Source organism: Mesorhizobium sp. B2-4-1 (assembly GCF_006442185.1).
Classification (GTDB): Bacteria; Pseudomonadota; Alphaproteobacteria; order Rhizobiales; family Rhizobiaceae; genus Mesorhizobium.
Map to the genome: position 1 here is coordinate 69,116 of NZ_VFVN01000004.1, position 12,210 is coordinate 81,325.

The 12,210-nt window shown below is 64.5% G+C and carries 13 protein-coding genes; 6 read left to right on the forward strand and 7 right to left on the reverse strand.

Annotated features, from left to right (window positions below):
- Nucleotides 1-667 precede the first annotated feature (667 nt).
- Entirely contained in the window at nt 668-1,165 is a 498-nt protein-coding gene (locus tag FJ949_RS11995; RefSeq protein ID WP_140495953.1) for an isoprenylcysteine carboxylmethyltransferase family protein, read from the forward strand.
- Between the two features lie 21 nt (nt 1,166-1,186).
- Here FJ949_RS11995 and FJ949_RS12000 read toward each other — a convergent pair whose 3' ends face one another.
- Both FJ949_RS12000 and trxB read right to left on the reverse strand, forming a co-directional pair.
- Entirely contained in the window at nt 1,187-2,083 is an 897-nt protein-coding gene (locus FJ949_RS12000; protein ID WP_140495954.1) for a LysR family transcriptional regulator, read from the reverse strand.
- Between the two features lie 89 nt (nt 2,084-2,172).
- The gene (trxB, locus tag FJ949_RS12005; RefSeq protein WP_140495955.1) at nt 2,173-3,147 is read right to left on the reverse strand and encodes a thioredoxin-disulfide reductase; all 975 of its coding nucleotides are present in this window, start codon (nt 3,145-3,147) and stop codon (nt 2,173-2,175) included.
- 250 nt (nt 3,148-3,397) lie between these two features.
- On the opposite strand from trxB, the gene FJ949_RS12010 reads away from it, so the two are divergent.
- Together FJ949_RS12010 and FJ949_RS12015 are read left to right on the forward strand one after the other, a co-directional pair.
- Complete coding sequence (locus tag FJ949_RS12010; protein WP_140495956.1) at nt 3,398-3,877, forward strand: Lrp/AsnC family transcriptional regulator; 480 nt, start codon at nt 3,398-3,400, stop codon at nt 3,875-3,877.
- A 173-nt stretch (nt 3,878-4,050) separates the two neighbouring features.
- Nucleotides 4,051-4,845 (forward strand): glycosyltransferase family 2 protein, encoded by a 795-nt coding sequence (locus FJ949_RS12015; RefSeq protein ID WP_140495957.1) that lies wholly within the window; start codon nt 4,051-4,053, stop codon nt 4,843-4,845.
- Nucleotides 4,846-4,860: 15 nt separating this feature from the next.
- Here FJ949_RS12015 and gmhB read toward each other — a convergent pair whose 3' ends face one another.
- The 4 genes from gmhB to FJ949_RS12035 form a co-directional block, all read right to left on the reverse strand.
- Nucleotides 4,861-5,511, reverse strand: coding sequence for a D-glycero-beta-D-manno-heptose 1,7-bisphosphate 7-phosphatase (gene gmhB / locus FJ949_RS12020; RefSeq protein ID WP_140495958.1), 651 nt, complete (start codon nt 5,509-5,511; stop codon nt 4,861-4,863).
- The gene (locus FJ949_RS12025; protein WP_140495959.1) at nt 5,504-6,076 is read right to left on the reverse strand and encodes an SIS domain-containing protein; all 573 of its coding nucleotides are present in this window, start codon (nt 6,074-6,076) and stop codon (nt 5,504-5,506) included. Before FJ949_RS12025 ends, gmhB begins: the two co-directional genes overlap by 8 nt.
- A gap of 7 nt (nt 6,077-6,083) precedes the next feature.
- The gene (rfaE1, locus tag FJ949_RS12030; protein ID WP_140495960.1) at nt 6,084-7,577 is read right to left on the reverse strand and encodes a D-glycero-beta-D-manno-heptose-7-phosphate kinase; all 1,494 of its coding nucleotides are present in this window, start codon (nt 7,575-7,577) and stop codon (nt 6,084-6,086) included.
- 122 nt (nt 7,578-7,699) lie between these two features.
- Nucleotides 7,700-8,332, reverse strand: coding sequence for a LysE family translocator (locus FJ949_RS12035; RefSeq protein ID WP_140495961.1), 633 nt, complete (start codon nt 8,330-8,332; stop codon nt 7,700-7,702).
- A gap of 215 nt (nt 8,333-8,547) precedes the next feature.
- Here FJ949_RS12035 and rfaD point away from each other — a divergent pair, with 215 nt between their 5' ends.
- From rfaD to waaC, 3 genes are read left to right on the forward strand one after another with little or no spacing between them, the layout of a single operon-like run.
- Nucleotides 8,548-9,498 carry an ADP-glyceromanno-heptose 6-epimerase gene (rfaD, locus tag FJ949_RS12040; RefSeq protein WP_140495962.1) on the forward strand — a complete coding sequence of 317 codons (951 nt, stop codon included), beginning with the start codon at nt 8,548-8,550 and terminating at the stop codon, nt 9,496-9,498.
- On the forward strand, nt 9,471-10,478 hold the full coding sequence (gene waaF / locus FJ949_RS12045) for a lipopolysaccharide heptosyltransferase II (protein ID WP_140495963.1): 1,008 nt from the start codon (nt 9,471-9,473) through the stop codon (nt 10,476-10,478). Before rfaD ends, waaF begins: the two co-directional genes overlap by 28 nt.
- The gene (gene waaC, locus FJ949_RS12050; protein ID WP_140495964.1) at nt 10,475-11,464 is read left to right on the forward strand and encodes a lipopolysaccharide heptosyltransferase I; all 990 of its coding nucleotides are present in this window, start codon (nt 10,475-10,477) and stop codon (nt 11,462-11,464) included. The genes waaF and waaC overlap by 4 nt, the downstream gene beginning before the upstream one ends.
- A gap of 221 nt (nt 11,465-11,685) precedes the next feature.
- Here waaC and greA read toward each other — a convergent pair whose 3' ends face one another.
- Nucleotides 11,686-12,159 (reverse strand): transcription elongation factor GreA, encoded by a 474-nt coding sequence (greA, locus tag FJ949_RS12055; RefSeq protein WP_008877613.1) that lies wholly within the window; start codon nt 12,157-12,159, stop codon nt 11,686-11,688.
- Between the last annotated feature and the right edge of the window lie 51 nt (nt 12,160-12,210).

The window sequence follows — 12,210 nt, forward strand, 5'->3', positions numbered from 1 at the left end:
GAAGGTTCGGACGCGGTAGCCGCCTGAGCCCGGATCGTCCGAGTGATGCCCCCATCTCCCGTCCGACCACACCGCGTCCTATGATCTGCTTAGCAGGAGCCGAGCGCCTTTGACATGTTACCAGAGGTTACATGTCACTGTTACGTGGCTATTTCGGTGGATTTTCCCGCCCTTCCGGCAGCGTCCGGGCAACAAAAAAGCCGGATCAATGAAGATCCGGCTGAGTTTGATTGGAAGTGCCTGTTAAGGCTAACCTCCAGAGGGGAACACTCGAGGGCGCTAATGGGAGGAGAACGCGCCCAGGAGATGAACTATATATGTGCTCATCATGCCCAAGAAACAAGCATCTATTTTGCAACACACGCATGCAAAAAGACGCAGGCTGTGGTCTAAGCCATTTCTGGACCCAATAGGACCAGCAGAATCACCGAAGCGGAACCCGCAATGAGACAATTGTCACGGCGGAATCGCGAATCACGCTCGGTTTTCATCCCGAAATGTCAAAAACGCGCAATGGCGTGGAATGAGGCAGCAGGCGTTTATTTCCGAGGCAACTAATGCATGTCGCGCAAAGTGTCCTCGGTTCGGCAGCGACGTGAACAACAAAGACTTGAGCGCGTCGCGGGAATCGGTTTGGGCGTGACATGCTTCAGGCGGGAGACAAGCAATGCGGACCATTTCGGCGATCGCCGGCAGTGCTGCGTTCTTCATCGCGGCACCCTGTATCGTCGCCGGCCTCGTGCCGTGGCTGCTGACGGATCGCTGGGACCGGCCATGGTCGAGCCTGCCGGGTCTTGCCCCGCTCGGCTGGATCCTCATCGCGGTCGCCGTGGCGGCGCTGCTGCATGCATTCGCCTGCTTTGCGCTTGAAGGCCTCGGCACGCCTGCTCCGGTCGCCCCGACCGAGAGACTGGTGGTCGGCGGGCTCTACCGCCATGTCCGCAATCCGATGTATGTGGCGGTGCTGTCGATCATCATCGGCCAGGCACTGCTGTTTTCAAGCTGGACGCTTGTCGCCTACGCGGCCATGGCAGCCGCGGCCATGGCCACCTTCGTCAAGCTGTACGAGGAGCCGACGCTCACACGCCGCTATGGCGACGAATACGAAGCCTACCGCCGCAACGTGCCCGGCTGGCTGCCCCGCCTGACGCGCTGGCGGGGGTGAGGGTCTGCGCGATCTCCGGGATCAATACGACCAGCTCCGCGCCTTGGCGATGATGAAGTCGCGAAACACGTGCAGCTTCGCCTGGTTCTTCATCGCGTCCGGGTAGGCGAAATAGGTGTCGAAGGAAGGCACCTCCGTTTCCGGCAGGAGCTGCACCAGGCCGGAATCCTTGGAGATGACATAGTCGGGCAGCATGGCGATGCCGGCGCCGCCCTGCACCGCGCGCTTGATCGACAATATGTCATTGATCTGCAGCGTCGGCACGCGCTGGCCGCCCTCGAAATCGCCGACCGTTTCCAGCCAGTTCAGCTCCGACAGATGCGCGGGCACCGGCACGCCGAAAGTGACGATGCGATGCGCCTTGAGCTCGGCCACCGAAGCCGGCCTGCCATGCTTGGCGATATAGCCTGGCGAAGCATAGAGGTGGAAATGCACCGTGAACAGGCGGCGCTGGATAAGGTCCGGCTGCTGCGGCTGGCGCAGCCGGATGGCGCAATCGGCCTGGCGCATGGTCAGGTCAAGCTCCTCGTTGGCGAGGATCAGCTGCAGGCTGATTTCAGGATAGAGCTCGATGAACTCCTGCACGCGCTCGGTCAGCCAGCCGGCGCCGAGCCCGACCGTGGTCGTGACCCTGAGCACGCCGGAGGGGCGGTCCTTGGTCTCGGTCAGCCGCGACTTGATGGTCTCGAGCTTCATCAGCACGTCATGCGCCGTGCGGAACAGCATCTCGCCCTGTTCGGTCAGCACCAGGCCGCGGGCGTGACGGTTGAACAGCGGCACGCCGACATCGTGCTCGAGCGCGCTGACCTGGCGCGAAATCGCCGATTGCGACAGGTGCAGCGTCTCGGCCGCATGTGTAAACGACCCCGCTTCCGCCGCAGCGTGAAACACGCGTAGCTTGTCCCAGTCCAACGCCATGATTCCCCTCGTTCCTGTTTGGCGTCTGAATGAAAAATCAGGCTTTTACACGGCATTTCTAAGCCGTTCTTTCAACAGTTTGCGAACCGCTATTCGGCCGCCTCGCGATGCACCTCGATGCCGGCCAGGTACTTCTCCGCCTCGAGCGCCGCCATGCAGCCCAGCCCCGCCGCAGTCACCGCCTGGCGGTATATATCGTCGGTCACGTCGCCGGCGGCGAACACGCCGGGCACGTCGGTGCGGGTCGAATCCGGCGCCGTCCACAGATAGCCGTTCGGCTTCTGCTTCAGCTTGCCGACGAACAGCTCGACCGCCGGCGCATGGCCGATCGCGACGAACACGCCGTCGACCTCGAGCTGCGTCTCGACACCCGTCACCACGTTGCGCAGCTTCAACCCTTCGACCGAAGGCGGCAGTGGCGTCTTGCCCGGACGGCCGGTGATCTCGTCGACAACCGTGTCCCAGATGACGCGGACATTGTCCTTCTTCAAGAGCCGCTCGCGCAGGATGCGTTCGGCGCGGAAGTCCGAGCGCCTGTGGATGACCGTCACGCTCTTGGCGAGGTTCGACAGATAGAGTGCTTCTTCCACCGCCGAATTGCCGCCGCCGACCACCGCGACATCCTTGCCGCGGTAGAAGAAGCCGTCGCATGTGGCGCAAGCCGATACGCCGAAGCCCATGAACGTCTGTTCGGTCGGAATGCCAAGCCATTTGGCCTGCGCGCCGGTGGCGATGATCAGGGCATCGGCCGTGTAGACGGTGCCGGAATCGCCCGTTGCGCGGAACGGCCGCACGTTGAGATCGACCTCGGTGATGATGTCGGCGATGATGTCGGTGCCGACATGTTCTGCCTGCCTGAGCATCTCGCTCATCAACCACGGACCCTGGATGGGTTCGCCGAAACCGGGATAGTTCTCGACGTCGGTGGTGATCATCAGCTGGCCCCCCTGCTGCAGGCCGGCGACCAGCATCGGCTTCAGCATGGCGCGGGCGGCATAGATCGCCGCGGTATAACCGGCCGGGCCGGAACCGATGATGAGGACAGGCGCGTGCTTGGTGGTCATGAAAAGCCTCTGCGGAGGGCTGCCGGCGTTTGCGGCATGGAAAACTCGTCGATGTCGCGCGTAATGTAAGTGTTGCCCACGACGCCAGCAAGGCAAGTTGGCGCTCGTCCCCGGAAAGCTTTGTCGCACCGGGCGAACCGCTCTGGTGCTGCGTGGATTTCCGCGTGGGGGATGGCGTGGACAGCAAAGTCGTTTAATTACAAAATCCCGCAAGATTCTTTCGCCACCCGCAATCATCGAAAGCCCCGAAATGCCGCTCAAGGCCGACCTCGACGCAATCGACTGGAAGATCCTGCGCGAATTGCAGGCAGATGGACGCATGACCAATGTCGAACTGTCGAACCGCGTCGGCATTTCGGCACCACCTTGCCTGCGCCGCGTCAAGCGACTGGAGGAAGCCGGCATCATTCGCGGCTATCGGGCGCTGCTCAACGCGCCGGCGCTCGGTCTCGACGTGGTCGCCTTCTGCCTGGTCGGCCTGCACCATCAGGCCGATGCCGAGCTTCGCATCTTCGCTGAGCGCACGCGCGGCTGGCCGGTCGTACGCGATGCCTGGATGGTGTCGGGCGAATCCGATTTCCTCCTGCACTGCGTGGCAAGCGACCTCGGCGCCTTCCAGACCTTTGTCATCGAGGAACTGACCTCCACGCCGAACGTCGACACGGTGCGCACAGCCCTCACCATCCGCCGGGTCAAGGATGAAGGGTTGGTCTCGTTCGAGCGGCCGTGACGCCGATCGATTGCGGCGCCCGGCCAAAGCGAATTCCGGAATTTCGCCACATCGCCGCCGCGTTGATAACGGACAGGCGCAGGCAGCCGGATCGTCCTGTGCGATTTGGCGCCTGATTGGTTTCCTTGCCCAAGCAGCGTAAGTTCCAAGGACGATCCGCCGTGGAAGGGACCATGACCAGGTTTGCAAGCCCGATTTCGGCGCTCATCATCTGCATGAACGAGGCCGATATGATCGGCCCGTGCCTCGAAAGCATCGATTTTTGCGCCGAGATCGTCATCGTCGATTCAGGCTCCACCGACGCCACGTTGGACATCGTTCGGCAGTTTGTCGCTGAGGGCTATCCGATAAAGCTGCTGCACAATGGCTGGCCGGGTTTTCCGCATCAGCGGCAATTCGCGCTCGACCACGCCACGCAGCCCTGGTGTCTTTCGATCGACCCGGACGAACGCGTCGACGACCGGCTGCGGCAGTCGATCGTGGCGGCAGTCGAGACGGCGAACGCCGGTATCAGCGGATGGTACATCCGCCGCCGCGACTGGCTGAAGGGCTACGGCTATGCCCATCGCTGGGTGCTGCACAACAGGCTGTTGCGGCTTTTCCGCCGGGAAGGCGCAACCATGGACGTGACCGCGCGGGTCCATGAATCCTTCGGCGTTTCCGGCGAGACCAGCACGATCGAAAACGGCGTGCTGCTGCATCGCCGCGAAATATCGGTCGAGGAGGATCTGGCCCGGGCAAATGCCTATTCCAGCCTCAAGGCGGCCACCCTGGTCGAGAAAGGCAAGAAGCCGGGCCTGGTGCGGCTGGTGCTTTCGCCGCTCGGCAACTTCCTGAAATTCTATCTGGCCAAGCGCTACTTCCTGTGCGGCCGGCACGGTTTCGTCTATTCGATGTCGGTGATGATCTATTCCTTCGCCACCGAGGCCAAACTGTATGAGGCCTCGCAAGGCAGCGAACCGGCGTGAGCGGTCAGGTCCGGATCAAGACCGCTTATCCCGGCCATCGAGCCGCCCTATGGCGGCGAGCAGGCCGTCGAGGTCGCTGCTGTCCCGCAAGGGCCTGATGACGAAGCCGGAGCGAAGCTGCGCCTCGCCGTCGACGAGCCAGCCCTGCGGCAGGCCGGCGCCCAGGCCTGCCTCCATGTCGGCCAGCTTGTCGCCGACGATCACCGACCGCCGGAGATCGAGATCGAGGCGTTTCGCCGCCTCGAAGAGCATGCCGGGATTGGGTTTGCGCATCGGGTGATCCGATATGCCCAGCGGCCCCACGCCGGCCTCGTGGTAGGCGCAGGCCAGCACCATGTCCACGACAACGCCCTGATCGCGCAACAGGTCGAGCACGCGGCGGTTCACATCGGCGAAGGCACTCCAGCCGAAATAGCCGCGCGCGATGCCGGACTGGTTGGTCACCACCACGACCGGGATGCCGGCATTGTTGGCGGCGGCGATCGCCGGCAATATCTGCGGCCGGAGCTCGATCTCGGCCGGATCGCTGGGATAGTCGGTATCGACATTGATGGTGCCGTCGCGATCGAGGAACAGCGCCGGCTGGCCGGCGGGAAAAACCCTGCCGCCGATCCGCTCCACCCACAGGCCCGGCTCGGCCAGCGGGTGCGGCGCCTTGTCAGCCATTGCTGAGGCGCGCTTCCACCACCTCGCACAGGTGATGGTAGAGGCACAGATGCCCCTGCTGGATGATCGGCGTCGAGGTCGAGGGCACGTTGAGCAGGATGTCGGTGAGCGGCGCGAGCTTGCCGCCTGTGTCGCCTGTCAGGCTGATCACCGTCATGCCCATGGTCCGTGCCTGTTCGGCGGCCGCCAGGATGCTCGGCGAATTGCCGCTGGTCGAGATCGCCAGAAGCACGCCGCCGGCCGCGCCATGCGCCTCGACCTGGCGCGAAAAAACGGTGTCGAAGCCGTAATCATTGCCCCAGGCGGTCAGCACCGCGGCATTGGCCGGCAGCGCGATGACATTGTAGCCCTTGCGCTCCTTGAGAAAGCGGCCGACCAGTTCGCCGGCGATGTGAATGGCGTCGCTGGCCGAACCGCCATTGCCGCAGATCAGCAGCGCCTTGCCCGACGAAAGGGCGGCGACGATCGCGGTCGCCGCACGTTCCATCGCGCCTGTGAGATCGCGCTCGACCAGCGCCGTGATCGCGGCCGCCGAGCGGACCAGGTAATCGTTCAGTTCGGACATGAAACCCTCAATTCTTGTTGCCGGCCGAGCGCAACCTGCCGATGGTGCCGGTCGTGCTCTTGCCGGCGACGAGATCGACCAGGACCACGCGCCCGCCGGCTTTCTGCACCACGTCCGCGCCGACCACGGTGTCGACCGTGTAGTCGGCGCCCTTGACGAGTATGTCGGGCAGAAGCGCCTCGATCAGCGCCAGCGGCGTGTCCTCGTCGAAGACCACCACCGCGTCGACCGACGCGAGCGCCGCCAGCACGCAGGCGCGGTCGTGCTGGTCGTTGACGGGCCGTTCCGGCCCCTTCAGCCGGCGCACCGAGGCATCGCTGTTGAGGCCGAGCACCAGCCGGTCGCACTGGCTGCGCGCCGCGTGCAGCAGGCTGACATGGCCGGCATGAAGGATGTCGAAACAGCCATTGGTGAAGCCGACGCTGAGGCCTTCCTCCTTCCACGCCGCCACCAGCCGTGCGGCCGATTTGGCGTCGAGGATGGCATCCCTGTGGACGCTCGGACCGTGCGATCGAAACAGCGCGCCGTTGAGTTCCTCGACCGTCAGCCGCGCCGTGCCTCGCTTGCCCACCACAACGCCGCCGGCTGCATTGGCGATCGAGGCGGCCGCGGCCGGATCGGCGCCGGCGGCAAGCGCCAGCGCGAAGGTCGCGATCACCGTATCGCCGGCGCCCGACACATCGAACACTTCGCGCGCCTGCGTGGCGATGTGGCGCGCCTCCGTCGGACCGACGACGCTCATGCCCTTTTCGCTGCGCGTGGCGACGACGAAGTCGAAGCCATGCGCCGCAAGCAGCTCGCGCGCCGCGGCCACGATCTCGTCATCGCTGAACACCGGCCGTTCGACCGCTTCGCCGAGTTCCTTGCGGTTGGGCGTGATGGCGGTCGCGCCGGCATAGCGTGCATAATCCCGGCCCTTCGGATCGACCAGCACCGGCTTTCCCGCCTCGCGGCAGATCGCGATCAATTCGCCGGCGACGCCGTCGAGCAGGATGCCCTTGCCGTAATCCGACAGGATGACGATGTCGGCGTGCGCCAGCGCGGCGCGGAAATGCCGGACCAGCGCCGCGCGCTCCGCCGCGCCGAGCGGCTTGATCTCTTCCTCGTCGAAGCGCAGCACCTGCTGGTTGAGCGCGCTGAAGCGGCTCTTGGACGACGTCATGCGGCCGCGCTCCCGCGCCAGGCCTGTCGTGTCGGCGCCAAGCTCGCCGAGCATGCGCACCAGGCTGTCGCCTGCCGTATCAGAGCCGATCACCGAGACCGGAATGGCGGCGGCGCCGAGCGAGATGATGTTGGCCACGACATTGCCGGCGCCGCCCATCGCCAGGCTCTCGCCGCGCCCATGGAGCACCGGGATCGGCGCTTCAGGCGAAATCCGCTCGATGATGCCGTTGACGAACCGGTCAAGGATGAGATCGCCGACCACCAGCACGGTGGCCTGGCCGAAGTGCGCGATGGCGCGGTGCAAGGGCTCGGGGGAAAGTGGGTCGTGCTTGGTCATGTCACTGGCAACGCGCAAAAACCGGTTTTGAAGATGCATGGAGGACAAATTGGCCGGGATCGGTCGTTCATGGCGATGCCGATATACCGCAATTCGAGCCAGCGCAACGCCGGCTGGCCTCGTCAACTCTTCTGCAAGGCGACATGGACGCCAAGCCCGACCAGCACCGCGCCGCCGGCTCGCTGCATCATGCGCTGGGCGCTGCTGGAGCGGCGCAGCCTGCCGATCACGGCACCAGCCAGGAACACGCAGACGATATCGGCCGAGGAGAACATCAGGTTGACTGTCGTGCCCAGCACGACGAATTGCAGCCAGACCGGGAATGCGGCAGAGGCATCGATGAACTGGGGCAGGAAGGCCATGAAGAAGATCGCGGTCTTCGGATTGAGCACCTCGACGGCGATGCTCTCGAAAAAGGCGCGGTAAGCCGATTTCCGCTCGATCGCCGGCAGTGCCATGTCGCCTTCCGCGCGCTTGCGGAACAGCGCCACACCGAGCCAGATCAGGTAGAGCGCGCCGACGAGCTTGACCGCCATGTAGAGCGGCGGCACGGCGTGGAAAAGCACGGACAGGCCGGCGGCGGCGGCAAAGACGTGAACATAGCCGCCCAGATGAATGCCGAGCGCCGCCGTCAGGCCGGACCAGCGGCCGCGCGCCATCGTCTGCGCGGCGGCATAGAGCATGGCCGGGCCTGGAATATAGGCGAAGATCGCGGTGGTGGCGAAAAACGCGACGAGCAGCTCTGTCGATGGCATTCCTGGCCCTCATGATCGCGTCCGGCGGCGCGAGCCGACTGAAGCGTCAGCTTTGCGGCGCCACTGTGGCGCGCTGTGCCGTGCAGGACAATCGCGGGCGGGTCCACCCCTCGATTGTTCTTGCGGATCCCAGTGCCGCCCGGCAACGCTGCTTTGTCGACAGCTTCGTAAGCCTCCCTTATAAGGGCCGGAATCGCAAGCAACCAGAGGCGTTCATGATCATCGTCACGGGCGGCGCCGGCATGATCGGCTCCAATATCGTCGCCGCGCTCAATTCGGAGGGCCACGACGACATTTTGGTTGTCGACGACCTGAGCGATGGCCACAAGATCGCCAACCTTGCTGACTTGCGGATCGCCGATTATCTCGACAAGGACGATTTCCTGGCCCGCCTCGAGGACGGCGGGCTCGGCCGCATCGAGGCCGTCTTCCATCAGGGCGCCTGCTCGACCACCACCGAATGGAACGGCAAGTTCATGATGGAGGTGAACTACGCCTATTCGAAGCGGCTGCTGCATGCCTGCCTGGCGCTGCGCGTGCCCTTCCTCTACGCCTCCTCGGCATCGGTCTATGGCGGCGGCTCCGAGTTCCGCGAGGACGCGGAGCTTGAGCGGCCGCTCAACGTCTACGCCTATTCAAAAAAGCTGTTCGATGACTATGTCAGGCGCAATGTCTTCGATACCGATCATTCGCAGGTCGCGGGCCTGCGCTACTTCAACGTCTATGGGCCGCGCGAGGCGCACAAGGACGCCATGGCCTCGGTCGCCTTTCATCTGTTCAACCAGGTCGGGCGTGGCGAGAATCCAAAGCTGTTCGGCGCCCATGACGGCTTTGGCCCCGGCGAGCAAAGCCGCGACTTCATTCATGTCGGCGATGTCGCCGATGTCAATCTGTGGCTGTGGAAGCGCGGCGCGAGCGGCATCTTCAACTGCGGCACCGGCCGGGCGCAACCCTTCCGCGCCATTGCCGAAACCGTCATCGACACGCTGGGCAAGGGCGAGATCGAGTACATCCCCTTTCCCGACCACCTCAAGGGCAGCTACCAGAGCTTCACGCAAGCTGATATGTCGCGTCTGCGCGCGGCCGGTTACAACGGGCAATTCCGCAGCGTCGAAACCGGCGTCAGAGACTATGTCGAATGGCTGAAAGCCCAGCGATCCTCGTGATCGGCCCACGCTGGGTGGGCGATATGGTGATGGCGCAGTGCCTGTTCTCGGCGCTGAAGGAGCTTCATCCAAATGCGGCGATCGACGTGCTGGCGCCAGCCTGGGCGGCCCCTTTGGTCAAGCGTATGCCTGAGGTCCGCCAGCAGATCGATTTCCCGCTGAAACCCGGCGCGCTCGAATTCGCACACCGCCGCCGCTTCGGCCGCCTGCTGCGCGGCCGTTACGACAGCGCCTATATCCTGCCAGGCAGTTGGAAGTCGGCGCTGATCCCGTTCTTTGCCCGCATTCCACGCCGTTTCGGCCATCTCAGGGAAATGCGCTACGGCCTGTTGACCGATATTGTTCCGCTGCCGGAGGCCGTGAAACGGCGCACGGCGCAGGCTTATTTCGGCCTTGCACAGGGTGGCGATTTTCGGGCGCCTCATCTGACGGTGGACGCCAACAACCAGGCCACCCTGCTCAACCGTTTCGGCCTGGGGTCGCAGAAATTCGTGGCGCTGATGCCAGGTGCCGAGTTCGGCCCGGCCAAGCGTTGGCCGAGCGAACACTATGCCGGCCTTGCCCGGGAGTTCATGGCCAGAAGGTTCGAGGTCGCGCTGTTCGGGTCGAAGAACGACCGCGACGTGACCGCGGAGATCGCAGCCCTCGCTCCTGGCGTGGTCGACCTGGCCGGCCAGACGCGGCTGGAGGACGCCATCGACCTGATCGCGGCCGCCGGGCTGGCGGTCTCCAACGACAGCGGGCTGATGCATGTTGCGGCGGCGGTCGGCACGCCGGTTGTCGCCGTCTATGGTTCGACCTCGCCACAGAATACGCCGCCGCTGGCCGAACGGCGCGAACTGGTCTGGCTCGGCCTCTCCTGCTCGCCTTGCCACCGCAAGATCTGTCCGCTCGGCCACCTCAATTGCCTGAAGACGCTCGAGGTCGCACGGGTCATGGCGGCGGCGGACCGCCTGCTGGACATCCCGGCCGCCGCATGAAGGTGCTGATCGTCAAGACCTCGTCGATGGGCGATGTCATCCACACTTTTCCGGCGCTCCAGGATGCGCGCCGCGCACGGCCCGATATTGCCTTCGACTGGTGCGTCGAGGAGGCTTTCGCCGGCATCGTCGCGCTGCACCCCGCAGTCGGAACCATCCACACGGTCGCCATCCGGCGTTGGCGAAAACATCTCTTCGACAAGGCCACCTGGCGCGAGGCGACCGCCTTGCGACGCGCCTTGCGTGCGTGCCGCTATGATCTGGTCATCGATGCGCAAGGCCTGTTGAAATCGGCGCTGGTGGCCAGGCAGGCGAAGGCGCCGATCGCCGGCTTCGACCGCTCAAGCGCGCGCGAGCCTTCGGCAACGCTGCTTTACGACGTCGGCCACGCCGTCCCCCGCAACCTGCACGCCATCGAGCGGACGCGACGGCTTTTCGGGCAGGCGTTGGGTTACCGGCCCGATCTTTCGATACTGGATTCGGGCATTGTGCCGCCGCCCGGCAATCTGACCGGCATAGCCGGCAACACGGCCTTCCTGCTGCACGGCACCAGCCGCGAGGACAAGAAGTGGCCTGTTGAAGACTGGATCGAAACCGGCCGCCTGCTGGTTGAGCGCGGCATGACGCCGGTCACGACCTGGTCGGACGAGCGCGAACAGGCGGTGGCTGAAGCGATCGCCCGGGCAGTTCCATCGACGAGCATCGTGCCAAAATCACCATTGGCCGACATCGCGGCGATCCTGGGCAGCTCGAGGCTGGTAATCGGCGCCGATACGGGGCTCACGCATCTCGCCAGCGCCTTCGGCCTGCCGACGGTCGCGGTGTTTTTGGCCACGGAGCCGGGTTTGACCGGTCCGCGCGGCCCCTATGCATCGACGCTGCAGGCCGCGCCCGGTGAGCGAGTGTCGCCCGCGAGGGTGGTGGCTGAGGCTGAGAGGCTGCTGGAGCACCAGACGCATGGTCAGGCCGGCGCTGGCAAGAACTGATCTATTCAATCGGAAAGCTGGCGCTGCCCCTCATCGCCCTGCCGGGGAGAAGGACACCTTCACCGATGACTGCGCCAATTTTAAGCGTTTGCAGAATAGACGCCGACTTCGCGTTCAGCCGTCTTCTCCCCGTCACTATACGGGGAGAAGGTGCCGGCAGGCGGATGAGGGGCGGCGCCAACCTTGGCTAAAAACGCGCAGATCAGCGCCCCTCGAACCCCTTAGATAAACTGCACCTGGACGATCTCGTATCCTCTTGCACCACCCGGCGCGTTGACCTCGATGGCGTCGCCGACTTCCTTGCCGATGAGCGCCCGCGCGATCGGCGAGGAGATCGAGATGCGGCCGGACTTCACGTCCGCCTCCTGATCGCCGACGATCTGGTAGGTCTTCTTCTCCTCGGTGTCCTCGTCGACCAGCACCACGGTGGCGCCGAACTTGACCTTGTCGCCGCTGAGCTTGGTGACATCGATGACTTCGGCCCGGGCGATGAGATCCTCGAGCTCGTTGACACGGCCCTCATTGAGGCTCTGCGCCTCTTTGGCGGCATGGTATTCGGCATTTTCGGATAGGTCGCCGTGCGAGCGCGCTTCGGAGATCGCCTCGATGATGCGCGGCCGCTCCTCCTGCTGGCGCCAGCGCAGTTCTTCCTTCAATGACGCGAACCCCTCGCCTGTCATCGGGACCTTGTTCATGATACCTGACCTTTCCTGCCGCCACCCCCGCATTTCGGGGAAAGCCTTATC

Coding starts and splice junctions, on each gene's coding strand:
- FJ949_RS12025 (WP_140495959.1), bottom strand. CDS start 6,076: ATGTCCGAACTGAACGATTACCTGGTCCGCTCGGCGGCCGCGATCACG.
- gmhB (WP_140495958.1), bottom strand. CDS start 5,511: ATGGCTGACAAGGCGCCGCACCCGCTGGCCGAGCCGGGCCTGTGGGTG.
- waaC (WP_140495964.1), top strand. CDS start 10,475: ATGAAGGTGCTGATCGTCAAGACCTCGTCGATGGGCGATGTCATCCAC.
- FJ949_RS12000 (WP_140495954.1), bottom strand. CDS start 2,083: ATGGCGTTGGACTGGGACAAGCTACGCGTGTTTCACGCTGCGGCGGAA.
- FJ949_RS12010 (WP_140495956.1), top strand. CDS start 3,398: ATGCCGCTCAAGGCCGACCTCGACGCAATCGACTGGAAGATCCTGCGC.
- FJ949_RS12015 (WP_140495957.1), top strand. CDS start 4,051: ATGACCAGGTTTGCAAGCCCGATTTCGGCGCTCATCATCTGCATGAAC.
- FJ949_RS11995 (WP_140495953.1), top strand. CDS start 668: ATGCGGACCATTTCGGCGATCGCCGGCAGTGCTGCGTTCTTCATCGCG.
- greA (WP_008877613.1), bottom strand. CDS start 12,159: ATGAACAAGGTCCCGATGACAGGCGAGGGGTTCGCGTCATTGAAGGAA.
- trxB (WP_140495955.1), bottom strand. CDS start 3,147: ATGACCACCAAGCACGCGCCTGTCCTCATCATCGGTTCCGGCCCGGCC.
- rfaD (WP_140495962.1), top strand. CDS start 8,548: ATGATCATCGTCACGGGCGGCGCCGGCATGATCGGCTCCAATATCGTC.
- FJ949_RS12035 (WP_140495961.1), bottom strand. CDS start 8,332: ATGCCATCGACAGAGCTGCTCGTCGCGTTTTTCGCCACCACCGCGATC.
- rfaE1 (WP_140495960.1), bottom strand. CDS start 7,577: ATGACCAAGCACGACCCACTTTCCCCCGAGCCCTTGCACCGCGCCATC.
- waaF (WP_140495963.1), top strand. CDS start 9,471: ATGGCTGAAAGCCCAGCGATCCTCGTGATCGGCCCACGCTGGGTGGGC.